Below are 25123 nucleotides of genomic sequence, written 5' to 3'. Positions count from 1 at the left end.
CAGGTAAATGCCAATAATTGCTAAAAGTTACCTGATGATAAGCCTAAAGCAATGGCTGTTGTCTGCTTTAGGCTTGTGCATCAAATGGTTTTAACCATCCACGGATGAGTGTTTAACAAGCTCTGGAATGGTGACCTGCAGCTGAATAACGCGGCGGCGGTCAGCACTACTTACTTTAAACAGATAACCATCAATCGTGATTTTTTCCCCGCGAGCTGGAAGGTGACCAAAGGCATGCGTTACCAACCCGCCAATCGTGTCGACTTCTTCATCGGCTAATTGCGCGTGAAAGGCTTCGTTAAAGTCTTCAATGCTGGTCAGCGCACTGACAGCGAATGTACTGCTGTTAATTCGCCGGATGTTTTGGCGCATCTCTTGTGCTTTGACAAACTCATCTTCGATATCTCCGACAATCAGCTCAAGGATGTCTTCAATGGTCACAAGGCCTGAAACACCGCCAAACTCATCAACTACAATCGCCATATGGTAACGTTCGGAGCGAAACTCTTTAAGTAGCTTATCGAGGCGTTTGCTCTCTGGCACAACCACGGCCGGGCGCAGAATTTCTGATAGTTCCAGTTTATGGTCGTGTTGACCAAAACCATAAAGTAAAAGGTCTTTGGCTAGCAAAATGCCTTCAATATGGTCTTTGTCTTCATTAATGACCGGAAATCGAGAGTGCCCCGCATGAATAATGATTGGCAAAAATTGCTCGACAGTATCAGTAATGTTGATAGTGATCATCTGTGAGCGAGGGATCATGATGTCGCGAACCCGAAGGTTAGCAACTTCTAAAACCCCTTCAATCATTTCGGTGGTGCTTTGGTCGATTAAATCGCGTTCGTTGGCATCTTGAATAACGTCAACTAACTGTTGTTTATTTTGCGGTTCTCCCTGTAACCACTGGCCGACTTTATCAAGCCAGGATTTGGTAGAACCGCTTCCAGAGTGAGGATTTTCGTCGCTCATGAGTGACTATAATTCCTTATCGAGCAAATCTTCATAGGGATTTGCAATTCCAAGGGTGGCTAAAATATCGATTTCTAACGATTCCATCTGCTGCGCTTCATCATCTTCTATATGATCATAACCTAGCAGATGCAAACAACCGTGTACAACCATATGTGCCCAATGATGTGACAGCGGTTTTAACTGCTCTTGTGCTTCGGCTTCGACAATGGCTTTACAGACCACCAAATCGCCTAATAAGTCAGTGGCAATTCCAATGGGTGCACTGAACGGAAACGACAACACATTGGTTGGTTTGTCTTTATCTCGAAACTGATGATTCAAACTCTGGCTCTCATCAGGTTCAACAATTCGTACTGTCAGTTCACCTTCGGCATTACACGCTTTTAAAGCTCGGCTAGCCCAAAGCGTGAGTTCTTCTTGTGCGGGAATATACCCGTTTTCTTCGCAGGCAACTTGCCTGTCTACAATAGCGTTCATTTAACGGTCGTCTTGTTGCTGACTGTCACGACGTTGCGCTTGGTCAAAGGCTTCATAAGCTTCGACGATTTCGGCAACAACAGGGTGACGCACGACATCAGCTGATTTAAAGAAATGGAAACTTAATGATTCCACATCACGTAATACCCGAATGGCATGGCGCAGCCCAGAATTTTGGTGCCGTGGCAGGTCAATCTGGGTGATATCACCAGTAATTACCGCTTTGGAGTTAAAGCCAATACGGGTTAAGAACATTTTCATCTGCTCGGTGGTGGTGTTCTGGCTTTCATCTAAAATAATGAAGGCATCATTGAGAGTCCGTCCACGCATGTAAGCGAGCGGCGCAATTTCAATCACCGAGCGTTCAATTAATTTTTCAACTCGCTCAAAGCCAAGCATTTCAAATAATGCATCATAAAGTGGGCGCAGATATGGGTCGACTTTCTGGCTCAAGTCGCCAGGAAGAAAGCCCAATTTTTCGCCAGCTTCAACAGCCGGGCGCGTTAACAGAATGCGTCGCACTTCTTGGCGCTCTAGCGCATCTACCGCGCAAGCAACCGCCAGATATGTTTTCCCGGTCCCAGCAGGCCCAATCCCAAAGGTCACGTCATGATTTAAAATGCGACCAATGTAGTCTGCCTGATTTGGGGTGCGAGGTTTAATCACGCCGCGTTTGGTTTTAATCGTGGTCTGTTTTTCGTGATAGCTGGTTTCGTGTGCGTGCTCTAATACACCACTTTCTTTGATGGCCAAATGAACCTGTTCCGGGTCAAGATCCGGTACGCCATGGCCTTTCATTGGCTGGGTATCAACATACAACTGTTTTAAAATTGATTGGCCCGCTTCAGCGTGAGTGGGTTGTCCCACTAAGGTGATGTGTTCGTTGCGATAGGTGATTTCAAGGCCCAGTCGGCGCTCTATCTGGCGTAAGTTGTCATCAAACGGGCCGAATAAGCTGGCCAAACGTTTGCTGTCGGCTGGTTCTAAATTAAATTCAAGAGTCTTTAAGTTTTTCGTCAATGTTTATCAAAGCCGTTTCGGCATTGCTCCTACGCTTAAATAGAGATGCCGTTTGATAACGGCACCTCTTGCTAAGTTATGGGGTAAAAGTGGTGACCCCTAGTTCATTGGGTTGCTCAGCGACGTTTTTATTGATGATCGCATCTGGTGCAGTATGCACACGTAAGTCCATTTGCGATTCATCACGTACCAGTTTACCGCGCAGTGAATTAGGAAACACATCCGTAATCAATACATCTACAAATTGACCAATCAGCTCAGGACTGCCTTCAAAGTTTACCACTCGGTTGTTCTCGGTGCGGCCACGCAGTTCCATCGGATTTTTCTTCGATGGGCCTTCAACCAGAATCCGTTGTTCGCTATTAAGCATCCGGCGACTAAATTGCATCGCATGCTGATTAATGCGGTCTTGAAGAATATACAACCGCTGTTTTTTGGTCTCTTCAGTTACATCATCCGGCAGATCAGCTGCTGGTGTGCCAGGACGAGGGCTATAAATAAAGCTAAAGCTCATATCGAAATTAACCTGTTCGATAAGCTCCATCGTCTTGGTAAAATCTTCGTCGGTTTCCCCAGGGAAACCCACAATAAAATCAGAACTAATTTCAATATCCGGACGGGCTTTACGCAGTTTGCGAATGATTGATTTATATTCCAATGCTGTATGAGGCCGCTTCATCAGTGTCAAAATTCGATCGGAGCCACTTTGTACAGGTAAATGCAAAAAGCTTACCAGCTCAGGCGTATCTTTATACACTTCAACAATGTCGTCGGTAAATTCAACCGGGTGGCTGGTGGTGTAACGAATGCGATCAATCCCATCGATACTTGCCACATAACGAAGCAGCTCGGCAAAGCTACAGATGCTGCCATCGTGCATGGTGCCACGATAAGCGTTCACATTTTGTCCCAGCAGGTTTACTTCACGTACGCCTTTATCAGCCAGTGTTGCAACTTCATAGAGCACATCGTCAAGTGGTCGGCTAATTTCTTCACCACGAGTGTAGGGGACAACACAAAATGAGCAGTATTTGTTGCAACCTTCCATGACCGAAACAAATGCAGTTGGCCCTTCAGCGCGAGGCTCTGGTAAATTGTCAAATTTTTCAATTTCAGGGAAGCTAATATCAACAACAGAGCCGTGTTCCTGACGAATTTTTTTAATCATCTCAGGTAGACGGTGTAAAGTCTGTGGCCCAAAGACGATATCAACAAATGGTGCACGTTCGCGAATGGCTGCACCTTCTTGAGAAGCAACACAACCACCTACACCAATGACCAAGTCAGGATTGTGTGCTTTTAAATTCTTCCAACGTCCCAACTGATGGAACACTTTTTCCTGAGCCTTTTCGCGGATGGAACAGGTGTTGAGCAACAGCACATCCGCTTGCGCGGGATCTTCTGTGAGCTCATAGCCGTGAGTTGCATCCAGCAGTTCTGCCATTTTGGATGAATCATATTCGTTCATCTGGCAGCCCCAGGTTTTTATATGCAGTTTTTTGGCCATGCTTTCACTCAGTTTGTTTATAGGTCGAAAATGGAGGCGTATTTTACTTTTTTCAAGTCCCACTGGCTAGGGGCTGTTAACCTTTTGTGATTATTTTTGCACCAATATCAGGTCGAATTAGGCAAGTGCAAACGTTTTGCAATGCAATTACCCTCTGCAAAGAACGCTTAACACAGGCTCAATTAGCCTCAGATGCTTGCCGTTTGTGGCGATTTAAGCGCGTCCTGAATTTTGTTGTTCTGTGCTTGTTTAACTCAAAAAGTTACCCAGACTGCACGTATTCAAAACGAATGTAACTTGAACAAAAATTAATCCTGAAAGCTCAACAGCTCTAACGATAAAGTAACATCGCTTCCTAAATTTAAAATGTTTGATTCAATATTATATCTTAACGGCGCTATCGTGAGTATTAGTGTGTAACGTTTGCAGCGTTTTGATTTAAAAGACGGCGTTGGGCAATTGCGCCTGTCGTAGTAAACTAATGGGTATCAACCATTTTTTCCTGAGATTATGCAACAATACGATATCGTCGTGGTTGGCGGCGGAATGGTCGGGGCCGCGATAGCCTGTGGTTTTGCCATGCAGCAGCGCAAAGTGGCCATGATAGACCCATCGACTCCAACCGAATTTGACCCAAAAGCTAATCCAGATTTACGTTTATCAGCTTTTAGTTTGGGCTCTGAACAATTGCTTCGTGAACTTGGCGCTTGGCCGTTGATTGAAAAAATGCGCCTAACGCCATACAAAGGGCTACAAACCTGGGAAGCTGGGCAAACTGATAAACTTAAATTTGATAGCCACGAAGTTGGCCAAGACCATTTAGGTTACATGATTGAAAATCGCATCGTTCAGTTGGCGCTGTGGCAGAGATGCCAAGAGCTTGGTGTCACTATTTTGCCGTGGCGAGATTGGCAGCTCACTCAAGAGCAAACTCATGCGACGATTGCATATCAACAGCAGAAAATTAATGCATTGCTGGTGGTTGGCACTGATGGCGCTAATTCCGCCGTGCGAGAACAGATGGGTCTTGGTATTACCGGCTGGGATTATCGCCAGCGCTGTTTAAGCATCAACGTGAAGTTTGCCAAAGCGCCAGAGCGAATTACTTGGCAAGAGTTCTATCCCACTGGCCCGCGCGCCTTGCTACCGCTATTTGATGATTATGGCACTCTTATTTGGTACGACCAAAGTGCACGGATTAAATCGTTGCAACGCTTAAATGCAAGTGCGTTAAAAACACAAATTCAAGCGGCCTTTCCTGCGCTAGAGAGCGATTTTGAACTGCTGGATTGGGCTAACTTTGCGTTGGTTCGCCGCCATGTTCACCACTATTTTAAAGGCAGAGTTGTGCTGGCGGGCGATAGTGCCCATACCATTCATCCGCTAGCTGGCCAAGGCGTCAATATCGGCTTTAAAGATGTTGCAGCATTACTGCGAGTGTTTAACTCTCATCCATTAACGCAACCATTTGAAGCGCTGCTTACTAAATACCAACGCCAGCGTAAGGCCGATAATTTGTTAATGCAGTCAGCCATGGATTTATTTTATAAGGGATTTTCTCATCCGCATCCGCTGATTAAAACGGCTCGCCGGGCAGGGATTATTTTTGCTCAGAATGCCGGTGTGTTTAAAACCAAGGCGCTGCGTTATGCGTTAGGGATAAACTAATTCATCTGCAATCTAGATAAAGCGTGATTTGTGGCGCGCTTTATCTTTCATGTGCTGATGGAAAAAATAGATTATTTGCAGAAATAAAAAAGCCTGTCTAAAACAGGCTTTTCTAAAAAATGGTGGCAGGGGTAGCTGGACTCGAACCAACGAATGACGGAATCAGAATCCGTTGCCTTACCACTTGGCTATACCCCTACAAAACTCTTACGAGTTATCGATTGGCGGAGATTATAATCTTTGCGATTTGCCAGTCAACCGATTTTCAAATTTTTTAATCTTATCAGATAGCTATGCTACGTAATTGGTGGCTATGGCGGGACTTGAACCTGCGACCCCAGCATTATGAGTGCTGTGCTCTAACCAACTGAGCTACATAGCCAGCTTGGCAGGGGTAGCTGGATTTGAACCAGCGCATGACGGGATCAAAACCCGTTGCCTTACCACTTGGCTATACCCCTGTATAAAAAACCCCTAAATATTACACCAGGAGTATGGCAGGGGTAGCTGGATTCGAACCAGCGCATGACGGGATCAAAACCCGTTGCCTTACCACTTGGCTATACCCCTACAGCCTCTGAAAATGGTGCGGAAGGAGAGACTTGAACTCTCACACCTTACGATACTAGAACCTAAATCTAGCGCGTCTACCAATTCCGCCACTTCCGCATTTTCAGTATGTTGTTTAACTCTTCTGAGTTTTGGTGGCTATGGCGGGACTTGAACCTGCGACCCCAGCATTATGAGTGCTGTGCTCTAACCAGCTGAGCTACATAGCCAACAACATTTTGCAGCGACTTCTCCGTTGCTGCGGCGCGTATTATGCTGATCTGGCTATCGAGCGTCAACCTCTTTTTTGGCAAAAAAATGCAAATTCAGCCCGTTTGGCTGAATTATATACCAAATGACGAATTAATGATCTCATTTGGTGGTAAATTCAGCACAACTTGATCTTTCCTTATGCTTATTAGCATGTTGAACTGTACCTTTAAAGCTATATCAGGTTTTATCAGTCGTTCGATACGGATTTTTCAGCCACTCAGAGCGCAATTGCTTTACGTATTTCGCCAATAGAAGGAAACCAGTTTGTGAGCTTGATAGCAAAAACACCGAAACCGCCTTATTACGTAGTTATTTTCACCTCATTAAGAGAAGAGCAAGATGATGGCTACTCACTTATGGCCGAACAGATGGTTGCATTAGCAGCTCAACAACCTGGCTTTTTGGGTATTGAGTCTGCCCGAGAAGAGGTTGGCATTACCGTTTCATACTGGCGCGATTTATCTTCAATAAAGAAGTGGAAAGAACACTCTGAGCATAAAATGGCGCAAAAATTGGGAGTAGAGCGTTACTACAGTGCATTCAAAACGCGAATAGCCAAAGTCGAACGCGATTATGGCAAAGACCTATAAGCCTTATCTTTGATAAAGATGGCAACAGCAAGCTAATTTAGCAGGAGAAAATATGAGTGATGTAACGATTCGCCCCGCCGTGATTGGCGATGCCGCGACTATTTTGGGTTTAATTCAGCAATTGGCTGATTATGAAAAGCGTCCCAGCGATGTTAAAGCCAGTGTCAGTGATATTGAACAGAGCCTATTTTCTAAAGGTGCAACTGCGCATGCGTTAGTTTGTGAAGTCGCGGGTGAGATAGTTGGCTATGCCGTGTATTTTTATAACTATTCAACATGGCTTGGTAAAAACGGCCTCTATTTAGAAGATCTCTATGTCTCGCCGCAATGCCGTGGTCAAGGCGTTGGAAAAGCTTTGATTCAACATGTGGCAAAAATTGCAGTAGCGAATCAGTGTGGGCGCTTTGAATGGTGTGTATTGGATTGGAACCAGCCTGCAATTGATTTTTATCGCTCGATTGGCGCTAAAGCTCAAGATGAATGGGTTATCTATCGGCTCACTGACGATGATTTACTTAGCTTTGCCAACCAATAATTGTGCAAGAGCAGGGCATTAGCCTCAAGCGTTTTATCATGAAATATTTTCATAATGCAGATAAAAGTTTAAATCCCTGTTAACAGCCGTCTAGCCATCTAATATGATAGGCGCAATTCGATTTTAAATATAAGAGGAATTTTTCATGGCTATTTGCCCTCCATTTCGCTCCGATGTTGTCGGCAGTTATTTGCGCCCAGATTATCTACATCAAGCTCGCCGAGATTTTGAAGCAGGGAACATCTCTAAAGAAGAACTGACTCGTGTTGAAGACCGTGCCATCAACGAATTGGTTGAACAGCAAAAAGCAGCTGGCCTGAAAGTGATTACCGATGGTGAATTTCGCCGTGGCTTCTGGCACCTTGATTTCATCGAAAACCTAAATGGCATCGAAGGGTTTGTGCCTGATCAGGGCTATAACCAGAAATTCCATGGTAAAGCGGCGCCTTCTTATAATATCCGAGTGGTTGGCAAAGTATCATTTAATCCAAATCATCCATTTTTAGCGCATTTTGCTTACCTGAAAAAAGTGGCTGAAGCCGATGGTCAGCATACTGCTAAAGCCACAATTCCAAGCCCAACGATGATTTTGCGTCAGGAACTGCTGGCAAACGATGGCTCATCAAAAGTAAAAGAAATTTATCCTGATTTGGCTGACTTCTATGCAGACTTGGCAGCAACTTATAAAGATGCGGTGAAAGCTTATTATGCTGCGGGTTGTCGTTACCTGCAGTTTGATGATACCAACTGGGCATTTTTATCTGATGCGAATAAGCAAGAAGAGTTAAAAGCTAAAGGTATCGATTCAGGTGAAATTGCTAAAATTTGTGCCCAAATTATTAACGGCGCACTGAGTGATAAACCGTCTGACATGACTATCACCACACATGTTTGTCGTGGTAACCATGCATCATCTTGGTTGTTCTCTGGCGGTTATGAACCCGTTGCTGAAGAGTTGTTCTCAACTCATTATGATGGTTATTTCTTAGAATATGATAATGACCGCGCGGGTGATTTTTCACCGCTTCGTCATTGGAATAACAAAAGTAGCCAGATTGTCTTAGGTTTAGTGACTTCAAAATTCCCAGAGTTAGAAGATAAAGACCTGATTAAAGCGCGTATTAAAGAAGCAACTGAATATGTACCTTTAGATAACCTGTGCCTGAGCCCTCAATGTGGCTTTGCTTCAACAGAAGAAGGCAACAAGCTTAGTGTTGATGATCAGTGGAATAAAATTCGCCTCATTAACGATATTGTCGCTGACGTTTGGAAAGACGCATAAGCTGTTAAGTTTCAGTTAGATTAATAAGAGGCCAGCAACTGATGTTGCTGGCTTTTTTTATGGGAGATGGCCACCGATTCCTATCGATTCATTCTATTTGAATATGTAAATCTACCAATAAACAGCGCGTTATCTATCAAAGCGCTGTTTAGCTAAGTAAAGAACTGCTGTAGGTCTTGATATAAGGGCTTTGTAAAAATTAAATTAACCATTAAATCAATAGTTAATCAGCAGGCGCTAATCGAGGCTTCCATTTTTATATAGACTTGTGATAGAACTAAGAATTAGGCGCACAATCTAGCGCCAAAAAATGTCGATTAAGAACGGCCAACCTTATCTAATAGTGTTATCTAAGCCGTTTTGAATCAAAGTGAATGTAGTCATCCGCTTGTTTTTACAGAAAACAGTGCAGTAGCGGCATCGATGCCAACAAGAGGCCATCATGCAGCAATACATTACTCAAACTAAACCTGCCTCCAGCGCCAATGCGCAGCATGTGTCCCAAGCAAAAAGCGCATCACGAGCTTTTAATGATGCCCGCAGTCAATCGCAATTACTACAGCGTAAAGCCATTATTCAGCGCAATCAAACGGGTCTGCCGAATCAACTAAAATCAGGTATGGAGCAGCTTTCTGGCTACAGCCTTGATCATGTGCGCGTCCACTATAATTCTGCTAAACCTGCCGCTGTTCAAGCTCATGCCTATGCCCAGGGCAGTAATATTCATCTCGCTAGTGGGCAAGAAAAACACCTGCCTCATGAACTTGGCCATGTCGTACAGCAAATGCAGGGGCGAGTGCAGCCCACTACTTCCGTTGCTGGCATGGCGGTCAATGACAATCCAAGACTGGAAAGTGAAGCAGACAGCATGGGAAGTAGAGCGATGCAGATGAAGGCGATGGATTATGATGAATGAGCAACTAATGACACAAATCATCAGTGATGAGGTGCTAAACAAAGCCTATCAGTGGGTGTGTTTGCGTCGGAAAGGTGCCAAAGCTTTCCTTCGGCGGTTAATGAACCGTAGCTTAGGGGAAGTGAAACAGACCAAACACCCGTTTAAAACCTATATCAGGCGCATCAACGAAACTGGATTTGATTTCCTTGGTTACCGTCTGATCCCACATCATCCATTAACCCCAGCTGGCAAACCCTGGCCAGATATCACAGTAAACTTTTGCGGCTTTATGAGCATGGCGCGTCAGTACAGCGCGTTGCACAGTATGTGATGCGCTGGGAACCATGGGTAAAAAGTGGGATTGATGAGGTGATGCTGCCGGTGAATGGGGCTGAGTTTTTGGGGAAGAATGTTAAGGGTGCGGTTCAATATCACCAATAATGGGTGTTATTAAGCCAGTATTTGATAAAGAGATAGTTCTGATAAAGGTCACCTTCGGTGAACGGGTTGTTATAGGCAAGGAAAGCCGGCCTATAACAATCACAGAAAAAATAAAAAGGTTTGAGATATGTATGAACAAGTAGAGAAACCGAAAGAGAATGAAAGTAGGGTGGTTGCTAATTCTGTTGCTCAGAAGAAAAGTGATGGTAAGCAAGGTCTTGGGTTTGTGAATAATAGACCAAAACCAAGTTTACAACATAAAATTCTAATGCAAGGCGACTTTGTACGGCCCAAAGTCATCCAGTGCTACACTGTGGTGACACCAACTAACAACCAGAGCGTGGACAACTGGAACGCCACAAAAGATTTGCGCCTTGCCGATGATGGCCAAATCGCCGTGGCCCAGGACTCCTCCTACGGCTCCCATGATATGTGGGCCACGGCCGCACTCATAACCTCAGCTAATAATGTGCTCAAAGGAAAGAAATCAGTGATGCGGTTGTCGGCTGGCGGGGACCAAATCAACGGACCCGCGCCCGACGGGACGGGCGCAAAGACTCTGGTGCAGGTGGTTCCCGAAAACGTGGCGACCAAGACAAAGGGGACTAAAATGACCCTGTGGGCGGATTGCGGCCGATCCGGTCGAGATATAATGGGAGTCGGCAAGGGCACTGGCGGAAATGGTAGGAAAATGACTGGAGTTTATAACAAAGATCGTACCGGCTTTAGTAAATTCATCGGAAGGAGCAAGGAGCGAAAAACAAGCGCAAGCGACCCGAGGAATATGAGCACTGAAATTTACCAAAGCCTAGGCGGTAAAGCTAGCTACGATTTACTTAGTCCTGACGAGAAAGATGCTTTTGATCAGAAGGCCGGTATTAATCGTTATGCTGAACCAAGCATCGGTGAAGGCTACACAATGGCTAGCGGTGGAGCAAAATACCCAGGTAAGACGACATGGAACTTCCACTGGGCTGGAGTGGTAATGGTAAGTGGTGGTGACCGGGTAACACTTGAAAACTTTGCAACGGGCGTAGCGATTGAAAAGAACGATAAATGGGATTTCCAGATGTACGGCCCCGCAACTAAAGCGGATCAGACCTTTCACGATCAACACAAAGCTGGGAAACAACATGGGCAGGCTCCAATGACCGTGCCGGTGAAAAAACGATAAAATATGTGGTGGTACGGAAAAATCAAAATTTTGATCCTTAGGTGGAAAAAAATTATTAAGGCATTAGTTGCACGGTGCACTTCAATGATGCCTAAGCGGTCGGGGACGCCTTTACCCATCTCGGGTGCGGTGCCGAGTCCGTCTGTCGAAAAGCAATATCTACCCCGTGTGCTATCTCAGAAGGACATTGCGCCGCATAACGGTCTCAAGGTCACGGTCATCGGCACGTACCGACAGATCGACATCAGGTACAAGCAACAGTCGAAAACAGAGTATAGCGGCTATGTTGGTATTGCTCTATCTGACGGCCAGATCGTGATGCTTGAACCGAGCTGGTCGGCCGCGGCTTTGCGTTCGAATGAAGAGGTGCTACTTTTCAACGGTAAGCTAGTATCCGTAATTGGGATTCTGCACGCCGAAGCACCTCCCCCGGAAGAGCCGTCCGCAGCTCTGGTCACGCCTTGCCTGAGGGGGGTGCAAAGCATTGAATGTGTACTTGATCAAAAATGACAGGCCACGCATCCTATAAAGCCAGTAATGATGCGGGACTGATGAAGGTTCAAACAAATAACAGGCCACACACCTTATAAAGCCAGTAATAACGCGGAATTGAGGAAAACTGGTTTACTTTAATGATAAAATTATTAATATGGTAGTCGAAAATAACAAGCCACACACCCTATAAAGCCAGTAATAACGCGGAATTGAGGAAAACTAGTTTACTTTAATAATAATATTATCAACATAGTGATTAAGGTTTGAGATGAAATGGCGGGTCGATGGCAAAGCCTAGAAGTCAACAAATTAGTGCAAAATAACAGGCCATGCACCCTATAAAGCCAGTAATAACGCGGAATTGATGAAAACAGGTTTACTTTAATGATAAAATTATTAATATAGTAGTTAAGGTTTGCGATGAAATGGCGGGGCGATGGCAAAGCCTAGAAGTCAACAAATTAGTGTAACTGATACACTATATTATCATTGTGTTTCCCGCTGTGTACGAAAGGCCTTTTTGTGTGGGGTTGACGCTGTAACCGGGCAATAAATTACAGGTCACGCACCCTATAAAGCCAGTAATAACAATGAAAATAACAGGCAATAATAATAACAGGCCACACATCTTATAAAGCCAGTGATAACGCAGGATTGATGAAAACCGGCTTACTTTAATGATAATATTATTAATATGGTGATTAAGAAAAAATAACAGGCCACGCACCCAATAAAGCCAGCAATAACGGGGAATGGATGAAAATCGGCTTACTTTAATAATAAAATTATAAACAAAATAACAGGCCACGCACCCTATAAATCCAGTAATGACGCGGAATGATGAAAACTGGTTTACTTTAATGATAAAATTATTAATATATTGGTTAAGGTTTTCGATGAAATGGCGGAGCGATGGCAAAGCCTAGAAGTCAACAAATTAGTGTACGCGATACACCGTATTATCATTGTGTTTCCCGCTGTGTACGAAAGGCCTTTTTGTGTGGGGTTGACGCTGCAACCGGGCAAAATTATGAACATCGTCGTGGCTGGATTGAAGAACGGCTACTGCAGCTGGCAGATATCTTTGCCATTGATATCTGTGCTTATGCCATCATGAGCAATCATGTTCACATTGTTTTTCATATTAATCCCCAAATTGCTCAGAAATTGACACCGCTTGAAGTTATCGAACGGTGGCATCGGCTGCATCAAGGTACGTTCGCGACTCAAAGATATGTTTGTGATGAGCATCTTTCTGAATTTATGCAAAAATTAGCAGTTAAAACAGCTGAAACTTATCGGCAACGATTGCAGAATATCAGCTGGTTTATGAAAGAGTTAAATGAGTCAATTGCGCGAAGAGCCAATGAGGAAGACCACTGTACAGGTCGATTTTGGGAAGGGCGATTTAAATCCCAAGCATTGTTAGATGAAGCCGCTCTAGCAGCATGTATGGCTTATGTTGATTTGAACCCCGTTCGAGCCAAAATGAGCCAAACACCAGAAAGTAGCGAGTATACCAGTATCAAAAAACGCGCTGATGCAGCGCATCAAAATCATCAGCCACGCCAGCTTTACCCATTTATTGGCAATCCCACTAATAATATGCCAGATGGACTGCCATTTAAATTCACCCACTACCTCGAATTGGTTGATTATACAGGCCGAGTGATTCGTCCAGATAAACGCGGTTCGCTTGATCTCTCATTGCAACCTATTTTGCGAAGGCTTGGTCTTAATTCACAGGATTGGATTGATCGTGTCACTGCCTTTGATGGTCGTGCTCTGTCGGTAATAGGCGAGGATGAGTCGTTAAAACGATACAGCGTATCCCATCGTCGTCAGCGGCAATTGCGTAACCATTTCCATCATCAGTAAATTCCCTAAATAGTCTCTTTAGCCAGTATTAATCATCACAAGGTTTGAAATTAATTAGGTTCAAACCACAGAGGTGATGTGTTCAAAATTTGAGATATCTCTATCATAACGATATTTATCGTTAATTTGATTGTTTCTTAAATGAAATTAGCGCGTTCATTAACCGAATAACAAACATAGCTTAAATGTCTGCGAAAGCTAATGTGATGAGATTGCCTATTTAACTGGGTTAATAAGGTGGGTGGCCGGGTTACTGAGTTCTGAAAATTTGAGTTATCTTTGTCATAACGATATTTATCGTTAATTTGATTGTTCTCAAAGTATCAATATATTGAACAGCAAAAAGGCTATCGAATCGCTAAAAGTCATCAGGAAGTGATCCCTGAATCAGCGAGTGAAGAGGTTGCATCGGCGCTTGCTATTGAGCAAAACCATCCTGTTTTAAAAGTCATTTCATTAGGTGAGCTTGAAGATGGTCAGCGATTTGAATACACCATTCATTATTTTCGAGTTAACCAGTATCGGTTTAGTTTTACTGCGCGTCGAGGGATAGAGTAGCACTATTTCTCTTCTGCTCAGTTATAGCTCTTCTTCACCTAAAGTCGCCACAATTTGGATGATCCAGTCTTCGAATGTGCGCCAAGAGTTCAGCTCATTTAATACATTCACGTATTCAAATACCGGATATTCGTGGCAATAGATAGCAAAGTTATCCGGTGTGTTACGATTGATGGTAAATCCAAAGTAATCGCCCATCGAATTTGCTGTCCCGATCATACAAAACTGGTCTGTGATTGGTTCCTCTTCCTCTAAATTTTTAAGTTCTTCAGAGGTTTGTTGTATCTGTTCGAGAGAGAAAATATCAATACCTAGGCCATATTGAGGATCATAAAATAAACGAGAGTGGCCAATCTCTTTCAGAAAAACGTTTAACGCAAGCGGAAAATGCCAACCCAATGTGGTTTCTGTGGCTGCGATCTGCTCATCATTATAGGTTTCCAATTGAGTAAACTCACACTCACAGTCATCCCCGATGTGAATGGCACAACCGTGGCTTTGAATCATCCATTGCTTTAATTGTTCAATTGCTTGCTCAAATGTCATGGTCTCTCAACTATTTTTTAATTATTGAAGTCATCACTGTTAATGCCGTTATTCTTGGTGAATCTGTGCATTGGGGCATTTATTAGATTAATTGTAAATGAATTAGGGTGTTATAAATAGTAAGAAAGTAAATAGCAATAGCACGATAGGCATTCGCTATACCGCCAATGCCTATTTGTATCTGATGTAATACGCTCGTAAATGAAGATCAGCTATGATTGTCTGGTTTGAAATTGCGACACTGCTTTATCCATCTGATTGGCCTGCTCTGATACTGAACCCACTTCGCTTAGCACAGCTTGCGCGGTTTGCATGTTGTTCTCAGAAATGCTGTTAAGCTCGGTAATTGAATTGCTGACTTGTCCCATTACAATTCCTTGCTCTTCAATTGCTGATGCAATGCGCTCTGAGTTACTTTGAATAGAGGACATATCATCAATAATTTTGCGCAAGCGTTCATCAAGTTGCTGTGATGATTGCTGGGTTTGCTGTCCTTGAGCTGTGCATTGTTTGATATCGCTGATAACTCGGTCCATTTGTGATTGAATGGCTGAGACAACACTGGTGATCTCACCGGTTGATTGGCGCGTTCTCGTTGCCAGAGAGCGAACTTCGTCGGCAACAACGGCAAATCCACGGCCTTGTTCACCTGCGCGCGCCGCCTCAATCGCGGCGTTAAGCGCTAACAGGTTGGTTTGTTCGGCGATATCTTGAATCATTGTCACCGCTCCACCAATCTTCTCGACATATTCGTTGAGCGAGGCAATTGATTGTTGGCTAGATTGTAACTTGTTTGAGAGCAGGTTAATGCCACTTGAGGTGGTTTCCACCACTTGGCGGCCACCTTCAGCGTTATTTGCAGCCTGTTGCACGCCATCCACTGCAATATTGGTGCTTTCAGATATTTCACCAATTGTAGCGACCATTTGCTGCACCGACGTTGCCATGGTCGTGGTATGTTCGGCTTGCACATGAAACTGCCCAATTGCGGCCTGTAATTCGTCATGCATATTGGTGGTACTGCGGGTGAGTTGGGCAGATTTACTTTGAGTGCCACAAATGAGTTGCTCAAACTTATCGAGTAGTTGGTTAAAATAAGTGCTAATCGCGCTCAGTTCATCTTTTCCTTTTACTTGGGTTCGCAGCCCAATATTGTTGCTGTTCGCAATGGTTTGCATCACTGTGAGTAATTGATGAACCTGCTTGTTAATCCCGCGGGATATCTGCCAGATAAAGCCTAAAATCACGAGGATCACAATCACTGTAACGGCTTGTTTAATCAGGCCTAGTTCACGTTGCATCCTTGCTATCTCTTTATTGAGCGCTTTGGAAAAGTTCTTGAATTGCTCCTCCACATTATGTGATCGCTCCCGTGTGACGCCAAGTTCACCTTCGTTATAAGCAAGACCAATGCGATTTTTTTGCGCCGCGATAAGTTGCGCTGACTGTAATAGCTTTGGATAAGTACCCAATGCTGAGGTGTCTGATAATTTGCCATTTTTAACGGCTTGGTCCAGCTTATCTAAGCGCAGTAATGTCTCGGCATTTGCCCCTTTAGTCGCTTGTAACAGCTGTGCATTGTAGTTTTTCCATAAGCCGCTATTAGGGTCTAATCCAAGGATGAGATAGGCGTCCACTAATTGCTCAAATGCGTCTCGATATAACAGCAAATCCTTTCTAAGATCATCTGACGAGCCAAGTTTGTGCTGTTTTAAGAGTGTCGCAAGTTGGCTTTGCATTGAGAGAAACTGCTCGCTGTTGGCTTTAAATGTATCCAGATATTTGGCATTTTGTCTGAGTAAAAAATCTTTTTCATTGCGACGCAAGTTTAACAGTCGGATCTCCAGCTTATCTACCAAGGTGCTGGCTTGCACAAGCTCATTCGTTGTCTTGGCAAATTGACTGGTCACGAATACTAATGAAAGTACCCCAAGTATTGCTATACCACCTAAGAGATATAATTTCTGTTTAATATTCATAGTGATGCTCAATTGCTAATAATCACTTTATGGATTTATAAAGCCATAAAGTCAGAATATAAACACGAATCTCTGCTTTGGTGCATAAGCGGCTTGTGAGCGGATATTCGTGAAACCTCATAGAAAATTTAGCATATGGTGAAAAAATCATCGCAAAGAGTGTTAGCTCATAATGATTGTATGAAATTTATCCAACTTGAATGATGGTGGAAATATCCGCAAGATAGAAAAGGAATCTCAACATGGAGGAAATCACATGAATAGCGAAACCGAAGCATTGCGTTTAATCCACGAGAGTTTAAGTTCCAACGGTGACACAACGGTTCTATCGAATTGTTATCGCAAGTGGGCTGAGCATTATGATGCCGATTTGCAAAGCGAAAAATACGCGGCACCGGAGTTAATGGTCGAAAAGCTTAACCAATATCTTTGCCAGTCAAATGATTTTGCTGATGGGCTTGGCTCATTACACATCGTTGATTCTGGTTGTGGTACCGGGCTGGTGGGGGCGGCTCTTGCTCAAAAGGGCTTTGAAAATATCGATGGTTTTGATTTGTCAGACGAGATGGCCGTAAAAGCGCAGCAAACTGGTGATTATAAAAATGTTTCTGGTGGGCTTGATCTTGCATCTGCTAAAGAGCAGCTACCTGCGCAGAGTTATGATATTGCCATCTCTTGTGGTGTGTTTACACCAGGCCATGTTGAACCGATTCAGGTGAAAAATATTCTCCCCTTGGTTAAAAAAGGTGGTTTGGTCATGATCAGTGCGCGTGTCGGTTACGATAATGATTATGGATTTGGCCGCTGTATGAATGAACTTGAGCTACAAGGCGCGCTTAAAATTCTCACCTGCATGTCTAATTATCCCTACACCAGCGATGAAAATGCCAACTATTATCTGATGCAAAAACAATAAAATATCTTTCATACTTGTTAGGGGCATACTCTCGAATCACTGATAGTTTGCTCCTGACTATGGCTGTGCTTGCTAATACGCGGAGTGGTTGAGCTTTCTAAGTAGCACAAAAATACCAAGCGATAGAACACCAAGAATCGCGCATAAAATGCTTGCTCTGTGAAAGTCAGCATCAAGCACAGCATTGTATATTTCGAGCGAGATTGTGTTGGTTCGTCCTGCCAGATTGCCACCGATAATTAAGGTTATTCCTACTTCACCGAGTGAGCGAGCGGTTGCTAACATTAATCCAGCACTCAATGGGCGAATGAGCGAGGGCATAATGACGAGCACAAAGGTTTGCAGTTCATTTTTGCCAAGCGTTCGAGAGGCTTCAGCCAGTTTGAACAGATCGCGTTGCATAGCCGATTGGAGCGGCTTTATGACCAATGGCAAGCCAGCAACGACTGCTGCCAAATAGACCGCCAATGGGGTAAAAATCAGGTGAGGGTGAAGCCCCAGTTTACCGAATAAGCCATTTCTCCCCAATAACACTAAGAGAATGAATCCCGTCCCAATGGGTGGAAAGACAAGGGGAAGGGTAATGATAAAATCGAGTGTCGCCGTGAGCAGATTATGGCGCGTCGCCAGCAAATAGCTGAGCGCCACGCCCAATATGCTTAAGCAGACAATGGCGACCAGAGCTGTTTTTGCCGTGAGTATTAGCGGAAATAATAAATCTGGTTGGGGGAACATATCAGCGTAAACCGTGGCGTTTTATAATTTCATTCACCCCATCGGAGGATAGGCAATGTCGATAACGAGTGACAGCTTCTTGCTGGCTAAATCCGGGCAAAATGGCCGAAACAATTTGGATGGGTTGATAGCCGCTCGTTAAGGGCATAAACCCGCCTATTTTATCCTGCACTTTTTGAATGTCCGTTAGGTTTGCAAAACCTGCATCGACTTCACCTGTGACCAGATAAGCGCTGACCTGCGGAACTGTTGAAGTCACATACAGCTTGTTCTTTATGTTTTGATAAAGGTGCTGATGTTGTAAATATTGTTTTCCCGCACGACCATAGAGCGCCTTGGTTAAATTGGGAATGGCTATCCGTTTAAAAGCGCTGTTGTTAAGATCAACTGGCTGCTGAAGCGCTACACCTTTGCGCCAGGCAAGAACCAATGTTCCGCGCCCGATGCTGTCATATTGAGCGACTTGAACGTGATGGCCGATAAAAAATGATTTTGCGGCAATCACCGCTTCAATTTCCCCGGTGGTGGTAATCTGCGCTTTCATTTGTCCAAAATTGCCAAATGAAGCCTCAATATTGAGTTGTTCTGCTTTTTTACAATATTGGGCGATATCCATGACAAGCTGGCGATATCCAGCTCCAGCTGTTAGCCGCAGAGTTGTCATGGATTGCGCAGCTGCGCTAAACGTTGTGAATATACTTAAAATGAGTACTAATCGTTTTAAAGTCATATCATTTCCTTGATAAATCAGGTTATCCCTAATGTGGTTATGAATATTCTTGAGCCAGACTGACCTGGCCATTCTCAATTTGATAGGTTTTATCGGCGAGCTGTTCGATTTCATCGTTGTTATGGCTGACCAATAACAAACTCATATCAAATTGTTCTGGCAGCTTTTTCAGATATCCCATAAGCAAAACTTTGCGCTTTGCATCTAAAAAAGACATGGGCTCATCTAACAGGAGTAATTTGGGTTTTGATAACAAAGCTCGACCAATTGCAACGCGCTGCGCTTCGCCGCCAGAGAGTGAAGTTGGCGAGCGTTTTAATAATGGAGCAAGAGCTAACAGTTCAACCACCTGATTAAATCGTTCGCTGGCTAAAGCTGTTTTGCCCGAAAAGAGCAAGTTGCGCTTAACTGACATGAAGTTAAATAGCCGTTTATCTTGAAAAATATACCCGACCTGTCGTTTTTCAGGGGGTAAGTTTACTTGTTGGTTGGCATCAAATAAGATCTGTTGGTGCATATGAATATGGCCAGCATCAGGTGTGATAAGCCCTGCTAACATATTCATGATGCTGGTTTTACCAGCGCCAGAATGACCAGATAGTGCGGTGATAGAGCGTTCATTCAAACTCATTTTGGCACTAATATGGGTGACTCCAACTTGCTTTTCAAGTACGGCTGTAATCATCGTAATAAACAACTCGCTATATTATTTTTTATATAACGATTTATTTATACGCGGATTAAAACAGCTGTCAATTGCAGCTAAGATCAGAAGTCATAAAATGAAGGGGCAGATGAGTGTTGAGAAAATAGGTTTTACATCTCCAATTAGTGATGATGCCGACAGATAAATCCTTTTTTTAAATCTAACGACTGCTCAAACTCTGTTAATTTTGCGCTAACCTGCGCTAATAGCTGATACCATTGATTCTCGCTGATGCCATCTGGTCGCATATCTTTTAGCCCTTTGATATGTGTGACTGCACCATATAAAGCGTTAAATTCAACTTTATAAGGACGAGAGGCCATTTTCCGTTTGATTTCGGCATCATTTTGCGCGATTAAATAAGCGAGCATGCGTTTGGTTGTGTCTGGTTGCGGCGCACTGACTACATCAAGCTTGCGATACAATACTTCTAATTCTTTTAAAATATTGATGATATCACTCATATTGTTTGCTCATCCAAGGCAATGGGTTAGTCTTCATCTTCAAAGCAGATTATACCAATATCGATTGGGTCAATAATAACGAGTGCTAAATCCATGGTCGAATGGGTGATGGCATTCCAAGCCACTCTGCCATTTTCTAAAATTTGCCCATTTGTCAGGTACGTCGCCGATTTATTATCGAACAGTGCGATAAACATGTTGGCGATGTGTTGTGCTGTTTTAAACGGCATCATCTGAATTTGATATGCAAGACTTTGATAAAGCAGGCTGGTTAATAAAGACTTTGCTTGCTGAGTATCGAGAGTTTTCCATTGATGATTCAGTGGCATAAATCCAAAACTTTGAATATACGTATCAGCGCAGCTCATCGCTGATTGGTTAGACATCGGGCGAGGACGCTTATCGATAGTTAGTAAGCCCTCAATTCCTTCGTGAGTCATTAGAAATTGGCTGATTTGCTGGTAAGTTTGCATCATGGTTGAATTGACTTGGCAATTATTGAGGTGATTTCCTCAAGGAGTTGATCAATGACCGCAATCTCTGAGTGCTGGCAATCAGTGCTACCTTGTCGGTCGATATCATATTGCAGGCGCTGCTTGGCGATGGTTAATTTATTAACCACCTGCTCACCTGTTTGCGGAATTGGATTTATCCAACCCAGCACACTAAACAACTGTTCAGCACCACGCTCAGATAACTTTCGAATCAGTGTAATTGAATTCATCGGTGCTATATTGCCTCATGAGTGAATAGCCACACCCTAAAGATATTTGGCCAAAAGCACAACTGATCGCGGCTAAGTTTAATGAGGTTAAGCGAACACGAAACATAATTCACTTCCTATTTCTTATAAGATTCAGTTATTAAATAGGTAATGAATCAAACTGTGTATATTTAATATTCTCAAAATTTAAAAATAACATATTGGCGATAAATAAAGCCCTGCCAAGAGGCAATAAAATCATCTAATGTTTTTATAAATCAATGGATTAATTGTTTTTTGAGCTATTTATTATGAATGCTTGTTAACATCTTGGTTTCCTAAGTGTGACATATAACACATAACCTAGTATGCTCTTTAACTTATCAAAAATTGGCCAATAGAGTCGATTAATTATTAGCTTAAAGCTAAAAATTACAACATAGATTATTCATATAGAGGAATAGTGGTTATGGTCGCGTATTTATTTCAGCGATTTCGGTTAACGGCATTAATTACGGCATTTAACGGGATACTCATTGCGCTGCTTATTTTAGGTGGTATTAGCGCGGTAAATCTACTTGCTGGGAAATTATACAGCTTTCAAAAAAGCTACTTAATTCGCCAGGTGAGTGTCACCGGAAAAATATTGTCAATGTCAGCTGAAAATCCCAATCAATTAAGAAAAGCGTTGGATAACGCTCGATGGGGTGAAAATAACAGCGGCTATTTCTTTTTAATGGGCAGTGATGGTGTCAAAGTTTTAGTATATCCGGCTAATCCCGCCAAAGAAGTGAATGGCCTTGGCACGATTCACCTTATCTCTGGTGGTACTCTTGCTCAGGCGGTGCGTCAGGCGAGTGAGTCAAATCAACCTAAATTGGTCAGTTATAAATACACGCGACCAGGTGAAACAAAACTGCTGACCAAGGCCTCCTATTTATATCCACTTGGCAAAGATAAACCAGTTTTAATTGGCGGATCATATTTGGAACTTGCCGGGCAGCTATCACATAAACTTACCGTGGAGATAACCATTGGGTTAGTGATTTGTGTGCTGGTGATTGGTACCTTGATCTGGCTTTTAGCGGGCCATATTAAACGGCGAATTCAGCTGTTAAGAGAGGGGATTGAACGTTTCTCTCAAGGTGATTTTCAGTTTCAATCAAAGCTTTCTGGTAGTGATGAATTTGCGCAGTTATCTGGCTATTTGCAAGATTCTCAAAAACTACTTGGCCAATCAATCCAAAAGCAAATTCAGATGAGTCAGAGCGTTGAATATAGTGCTTCACAGATTGATAAGAGCCTTGAGCAAACCAATGCCAATGTGGACCATCTGCTTAACGAGGTTGAACAGCTTGGCAGTGCCATGGAAGAGTTGGTGGCAAGTGTTGAGCAAGTCCACGTTACAACTGAAGAGACTTCACATCAATCAAACCAGACCCGCGAAGAAAGTGAACGAGGCCAGCAATTAATTACCAATGCCATTAGCAGTATTAATCAGTTGGACACTCAGTTGCATCAAGGGAGTGAATCAGTCGAGGCGGTTAGTGCAGGGGTTCGCTCGATTGGTGAAATGGTGACAACGATTCGTAGCATCTCTGAACAGACTAATTTGCTGGCATTAAATGCCGCAATTGAAGCGGCTCGAGCTGGCGAGCAAGGACGCGGCTTTGCTGTTGTTGCTGATGAAGTGCGCGTCCTTGCAGGAAGAACGCAAAAGGCAACGGGTGATATCGAAACGCTCATCGAACAGTTACATAAACAGGCGGCCAACGCTGTTGATGGTAGTGAACAGAGTATTGAAGTTGGTGCGACAAGCCATGCCGCCGTTAGCCAGGCAGGGGAGCAATTTTCGGCAATTTTAGCCAATATCGAACAACTTAATGATCGTAATAACGGTATTGCTAGTGCAACAGCTGAGCAAGCAACGGTGACTCAAACAATGAGTCAGAATGTTTCAAGTGCTTTGCAAAGCCTGCAAGATGTTGGTGAACAGCTCAAACAGATTGCGCATAACAGCGAGTCATTGCGTATCCAATCTAATGAGTTAGAGCAGATGTTGGCGCAATATAGAGTTTAACGGCCCGCAATCTTAAGCGGTGCCTTTCAATGAAGGTTGGGTATTGTCTGAAAATCGGCAATATCCCGCTTTATTTTGTGGCTTTTGACTCACTTAGTGTTATAGAAAATAGCTATTTAATGACTCACTCAATAATGTATCATTTGCCCATCACTCAACAGTTAGACACAATTTGAAAGATATCGAACTGATTCCCGAATTAGCCCAATGGCAACGCGATAATAGTGACTCTTTTTCAATAGTTGACTGGACGGCTATTCAATTAACACCTGAGCTGATGATTGGTGTCGCCAGTATTTTGTGGCCAAGGTTCATCTGTGAGCACGGCGGCGTTTTTTTTAGCTGATGGTTACAGTAGTGATAGTTTTCAAAGCTGGTTTGAGCGCAGTAATCATGACTTATATGCGGTACAAAGTTTGCTGAATCATCGCCATATTAGCGACATGTTTCTACAAGGTAGTGACGCAAAGCCTTCAAGAATTCAGCTTGAATATATCGGCCAACTGTTAGTTGAGATGTGGTCAAGCAAATTGCATCGGGAGTTCCCAAACTTGCAAATCCATGTTGAATTACTCAATTTTGATAGCGATGATTGGGTAAGCCCTGCAATTACTTTTGGGGTCGTAAATAGCTATTAATTGTTAGCAAAAAAATGCGTGTCTTGGATAACCAGCGTTAAGTGAAAGGTAAAACAGATGAAGTTAAGTCATGATGTAAGTGGGGCGCTAAGGACATTTGCGTACTTTATGGCAAGTGGAACCCATTATATGCTCAAGGGCGTTAATTATCTTGAACTTTATGGCTCAGAACCGAGTGCGATTGAGCGCGTCTACGCCATTTTTACCAATGTGTTAGAAGTCGATGAAGACGGTCAGGTTTTAAATTTTACCCATGCCCAAAGGCGTGCCACCGATTATTTAAAATCCTATTGTGATTCTTCGTATAAAGTTGTTCCGCCATTAGAAGATTGGGAAATGGAGCTTTATGGTCCACCAAGCATGCAAGATAAAATCTAATATTCATGCTCAAACTAGTGATGGCATGATTTCACTTGAGCCAAAAGAGCTAGAAGAGCGTCTTGGTTCAATTTGTTTTGAGTTAAATGTGCATTGTTGCACGGCGAATCAGAATGTTACGTGTCAATTGTCTGATGTTTGGGTTAGCTACAGTGAGCTGAATGCCTTTGAATCCCAGCTGTTGAATCAAGAGGTGGCACAGCTTATCGACATGAGTGGTGATTGTGTCTTGCTCATTAAAGCATCGAGCGATTTTACTCTCATTGAGCTGAACCCTGATATTGAACCTTTGGTAAAAGCTTCGCCTTCGGTAAAAGTGATATTGCTCACCAAGACCAGCATTAAAGATGCGCTTTATCAAGCGATGAGAGATTACCCTAAGTGGTGGTAACGCGGCTCATCAGCGCTGTTCTAGCATGCTTTTTATCTTTTAAATAATGAGATCTTCTGGCGATAGAAGCGCTTAAATTAGCTCTATTGGCGTGAAGAATGCCTGCCTTTTTTGGACAGTCCAATTCGCGCCCAATAGCGGGTAAATTTATCATCTTGGTTTTTTAAGAATATGAATAGGATGAGTGTCATTCCCCATAAAGCCATGGTAAGAAAGTTACTTATTCCTATCATATTAAATCCGCTTTCCATCGCTTGAAGCAGGATGAGAGCCAGTAGAATGCCGATGGTTTTGCCAAAACCGCCGTCTGGATTGATGCCGCCAAGTACCGACGCCAAAATGGTGACCAATAAGAATGATCCGGCATACGAAGCTTTAGCTGAATTGTATTTTGACATCATAATGAGTGCTGCGATGACGCAAAAAAGAGATGATAAAATATAACAGTAGATGATGATTTTATTAGAGCGTGTTGATCTTTGCGGTATAAAAAGCAAGCAGCAAATGGGGCTGTTATAATGGTTTCGCCAAAAATCACAA

At 43.3% G+C, this 25123-nt stretch carries 28 protein-coding genes and 6 tRNA genes; 15 read left to right on the top strand and 19 right to left on the bottom strand.

Translation table 11 applies throughout. The features are described from left to right. Positions 1-90: 90 nt before the first annotated feature. The 4 genes from corC to miaB all read right to left on the bottom strand — a co-directional run bounded on the left by corC (position 91) and on the right by miaB (position 3976). Positions 91-969 carry a CNNM family magnesium/cobalt transport protein CorC gene (gene corC, locus ABTQ23_RS13180; protein WP_408616201.1) on the bottom strand — a complete coding sequence of 293 codons (879 nt, stop codon included), beginning with the start codon at positions 967-969 and terminating at the stop codon, positions 91-93. A gap of 6 nt (positions 970-975) precedes the next feature. Further along, the gene (gene ybeY / locus ABTQ23_RS13175) at positions 976-1449 is read right to left on the bottom strand and encodes an rRNA maturation RNase YbeY (protein WP_408616200.1); all 474 of its coding nucleotides are present in this window, start codon (positions 1447-1449) and stop codon (positions 976-978) included. Further along, entirely contained in the window at positions 1450-2469 is a 1020-nt protein-coding gene (locus ABTQ23_RS13170; protein WP_408616199.1) for a PhoH family protein, read from the bottom strand. A 76-nt stretch (positions 2470-2545) separates the two neighbouring features. Continuing rightward, positions 2546-3976: a tRNA (N6-isopentenyl adenosine(37)-C2)-methylthiotransferase MiaB gene (gene miaB, locus ABTQ23_RS13165; protein WP_408616198.1), complete on the bottom strand. Its 1431-nt coding sequence runs from the start codon at positions 3974-3976 to the stop codon at positions 2546-2548. Between the two features lie 510 nt (positions 3977-4486). On the opposite strand from miaB, the gene ABTQ23_RS13160 reads away from it, so the two are divergent. Further along, on the top strand, positions 4487-5644 hold the full coding sequence (locus ABTQ23_RS13160) for an FAD-dependent monooxygenase (protein WP_408616197.1): 1158 nt from the start codon (positions 4487-4489) through the stop codon (positions 5642-5644). 123 nt (positions 5645-5767) lie between these two features. On the opposite strand, the gene ABTQ23_RS13155 is transcribed toward ABTQ23_RS13160, so the two are convergent. From ABTQ23_RS13155 to ABTQ23_RS13130, 6 genes are all read right to left on the bottom strand, one after another. After that, positions 5768-5842, bottom strand: a tRNA-Gln gene (locus ABTQ23_RS13155). Positions 5843-5949: 107 nt separating this feature from the next. Beyond that, positions 5950-6026: transfer RNA gene (locus ABTQ23_RS13150), tRNA-Met, on the bottom strand. Between the two features lie 4 nt (positions 6027-6030). Then, a tRNA-Gln gene (locus ABTQ23_RS13145) sits at positions 6031-6105 on the bottom strand. Positions 6106-6139: 34 nt separating this feature from the next. Next, positions 6140-6214, bottom strand: a tRNA-Gln gene (locus ABTQ23_RS13140). A gap of 14 nt (positions 6215-6228) precedes the next feature. Next, positions 6229-6313: transfer RNA gene (locus ABTQ23_RS13135), tRNA-Leu, on the bottom strand. Positions 6314-6346: 33 nt separating this feature from the next. Continuing rightward, positions 6347-6423, bottom strand: a tRNA-Met gene (locus ABTQ23_RS13130). 309 nt (positions 6424-6732) lie between these two features. On the opposite strand from ABTQ23_RS13130, the gene ABTQ23_RS13125 reads away from it, so the two are divergent. From ABTQ23_RS13125 to ABTQ23_RS13085, 9 genes are all read left to right on the top strand, one after another. Continuing rightward, positions 6733-7056 (top strand): antibiotic biosynthesis monooxygenase family protein, encoded by a 324-nt coding sequence (locus tag ABTQ23_RS13125; RefSeq protein WP_408616196.1) that lies wholly within the window; start codon positions 6733-6735, stop codon positions 7054-7056. A gap of 52 nt (positions 7057-7108) precedes the next feature. Beyond that, positions 7109-7591 (top strand): GNAT family N-acetyltransferase, encoded by a 483-nt coding sequence (locus tag ABTQ23_RS13120; RefSeq protein ID WP_408616195.1) that lies wholly within the window; start codon positions 7109-7111, stop codon positions 7589-7591. A gap of 145 nt (positions 7592-7736) precedes the next feature. Then, positions 7737-8873 (top strand): 5-methyltetrahydropteroyltriglutamate--homocysteine S-methyltransferase, encoded by a 1137-nt coding sequence (locus tag ABTQ23_RS13115; protein WP_408616194.1) that lies wholly within the window; start codon positions 7737-7739, stop codon positions 8871-8873. 442 nt (positions 8874-9315) lie between these two features. Then, positions 9316-9789, top strand: coding sequence for an eCIS core domain-containing protein (locus ABTQ23_RS13110; RefSeq protein WP_408616193.1), 474 nt, complete (start codon positions 9316-9318; stop codon positions 9787-9789). Continuing rightward, on the top strand, positions 9779-10102 hold the full coding sequence (locus ABTQ23_RS13105) for a hypothetical protein (protein WP_408616192.1): 324 nt from the start codon (positions 9779-9781) through the stop codon (positions 10100-10102). The genes ABTQ23_RS13110 and ABTQ23_RS13105 overlap by 11 nt, the downstream gene beginning before the upstream one ends. Positions 10103-10339: 237 nt before the next feature. Further along, positions 10340-11386, top strand: a complete 1047-nt coding sequence (locus tag ABTQ23_RS13100) for a hypothetical protein (protein WP_408616191.1) — start codon at positions 10340-10342, stop codon at positions 11384-11386. A gap of 3 nt (positions 11387-11389) precedes the next feature. Next, positions 11390-11896: a hypothetical protein gene (locus ABTQ23_RS13095; RefSeq protein ID WP_408616190.1), complete on the top strand. Its 507-nt coding sequence runs from the start codon at positions 11390-11392 to the stop codon at positions 11894-11896. Between the two features lie 897 nt (positions 11897-12793). Further along, positions 12794-13759 (top strand): transposase, encoded by a 966-nt coding sequence (locus ABTQ23_RS13090; protein ID WP_408616189.1) that lies wholly within the window; start codon positions 12794-12796, stop codon positions 13757-13759. 309 nt (positions 13760-14068) lie between these two features. Further along, positions 14069-14317, top strand: coding sequence for a UTRA domain-containing protein (locus tag ABTQ23_RS13085; protein WP_408616188.1), 249 nt, complete (start codon positions 14069-14071; stop codon positions 14315-14317). Between the two features lie 21 nt (positions 14318-14338). Here ABTQ23_RS13085 and ABTQ23_RS13080 read toward each other — a convergent pair whose 3' ends face one another. Together ABTQ23_RS13080 and ABTQ23_RS13075 are read right to left on the bottom strand one after the other, a co-directional pair. Then, positions 14339-14863 carry an SMI1/KNR4 family protein gene (locus tag ABTQ23_RS13080; protein WP_408616187.1) on the bottom strand — a complete coding sequence of 175 codons (525 nt, stop codon included), beginning with the start codon at positions 14861-14863 and terminating at the stop codon, positions 14339-14341. Between the two features lie 212 nt (positions 14864-15075). After that, positions 15076-16842 (bottom strand): methyl-accepting chemotaxis protein, encoded by a 1767-nt coding sequence (locus tag ABTQ23_RS13075; RefSeq protein ID WP_408616186.1) that lies wholly within the window; start codon positions 16840-16842, stop codon positions 15076-15078. A 256-nt stretch (positions 16843-17098) separates the two neighbouring features. On the opposite strand from ABTQ23_RS13075, the gene ABTQ23_RS13070 reads away from it, so the two are divergent. Beyond that, positions 17099-17758 carry a class I SAM-dependent DNA methyltransferase gene (locus tag ABTQ23_RS13070; protein ID WP_408616185.1) on the top strand — a complete coding sequence of 220 codons (660 nt, stop codon included), beginning with the start codon at positions 17099-17101 and terminating at the stop codon, positions 17756-17758. Positions 17759-17830: 72 nt separating this feature from the next. Here the strand turns inward: ABTQ23_RS13070 and ABTQ23_RS13065 are convergent, their stop codons facing one another. The 6 genes from ABTQ23_RS13065 to ABTQ23_RS13040 form a co-directional block, all read right to left on the bottom strand. Further along, positions 17831-18493, bottom strand: coding sequence for a molybdate ABC transporter permease subunit (locus tag ABTQ23_RS13065; RefSeq protein ID WP_408616184.1), 663 nt, complete (start codon positions 18491-18493; stop codon positions 17831-17833). 1 nt (position 18494) lies between these two features. Continuing rightward, entirely contained in the window at positions 18495-19223 is a 729-nt protein-coding gene (gene modA, locus ABTQ23_RS13060) for a molybdate ABC transporter substrate-binding protein (protein WP_408616183.1), read from the bottom strand. A gap of 37 nt (positions 19224-19260) precedes the next feature. Next, positions 19261-19908 carry an ATP-binding cassette domain-containing protein gene (locus ABTQ23_RS13055; protein ID WP_408616182.1) on the bottom strand — a complete coding sequence of 216 codons (648 nt, stop codon included), beginning with the start codon at positions 19906-19908 and terminating at the stop codon, positions 19261-19263. 143 nt (positions 19909-20051) lie between these two features. Continuing rightward, positions 20052-20393, bottom strand: a complete 342-nt coding sequence (locus ABTQ23_RS13050; protein ID WP_408616181.1) for a hypothetical protein — start codon at positions 20391-20393, stop codon at positions 20052-20054. A 26-nt stretch (positions 20394-20419) separates the two neighbouring features. Beyond that, positions 20420-20869: a hypothetical protein gene (locus ABTQ23_RS13045; RefSeq protein ID WP_408616180.1), complete on the bottom strand. Its 450-nt coding sequence runs from the start codon at positions 20867-20869 to the stop codon at positions 20420-20422. Further along, positions 20866-21117 carry a hypothetical protein gene (locus ABTQ23_RS13040; RefSeq protein ID WP_408616179.1) on the bottom strand — a complete coding sequence of 84 codons (252 nt, stop codon included), beginning with the start codon at positions 21115-21117 and terminating at the stop codon, positions 20866-20868. The genes ABTQ23_RS13045 and ABTQ23_RS13040 overlap by 4 nt, the downstream gene beginning before the upstream one ends. Positions 21118-21565: 448 nt before the next feature. Between ABTQ23_RS13040 and ABTQ23_RS13035 the strand changes: the two genes are divergently transcribed. The 4 genes from ABTQ23_RS13035 (at position 21566) to ABTQ23_RS13020 (ending at position 24583) form a co-directional block, all read left to right on the top strand. Beyond that, positions 21566-23176: a methyl-accepting chemotaxis protein gene (locus tag ABTQ23_RS13035; protein WP_408616178.1), complete on the top strand. Its 1611-nt coding sequence runs from the start codon at positions 21566-21568 to the stop codon at positions 23174-23176. A 317-nt stretch (positions 23177-23493) separates the two neighbouring features. Next, positions 23494-23814: a hypothetical protein gene (locus ABTQ23_RS13030; RefSeq protein WP_408616177.1), complete on the top strand. Its 321-nt coding sequence runs from the start codon at positions 23494-23496 to the stop codon at positions 23812-23814. Between the two features lie 57 nt (positions 23815-23871). Beyond that, positions 23872-24192, top strand: a complete 321-nt coding sequence (locus tag ABTQ23_RS13025) for a DUF7677 family protein (RefSeq protein WP_408616176.1) — start codon at positions 23872-23874, stop codon at positions 24190-24192. Beyond that, a complete protein-coding gene (locus ABTQ23_RS13020; RefSeq protein ID WP_408616175.1) occupies positions 24161-24583 on the top strand; it encodes a hypothetical protein in 423 nt (140 codons plus the stop codon). Before ABTQ23_RS13025 ends, ABTQ23_RS13020 begins: the two co-directional genes overlap by 32 nt. 83 nt (positions 24584-24666) lie before the next feature. On the opposite strand, the gene ABTQ23_RS13015 is transcribed toward ABTQ23_RS13020, so the two are convergent. Then, the coding region (locus ABTQ23_RS13015; RefSeq protein WP_498038935.1) for an ABC transporter permease at positions 24667-25123 on the bottom strand (457 nt) is incomplete at its 5' end.

It is taken from the genome of Celerinatantimonas sediminis, assembly GCF_046054195.1.
Taxonomy (GTDB): Bacteria; Pseudomonadota; Gammaproteobacteria; order Enterobacterales; family Celerinatantimonadaceae; genus Celerinatantimonas.
Note: the sequence above shows the minus strand (reverse complement) of the source record. Positions and strands in the feature narration are given on the sequence as shown.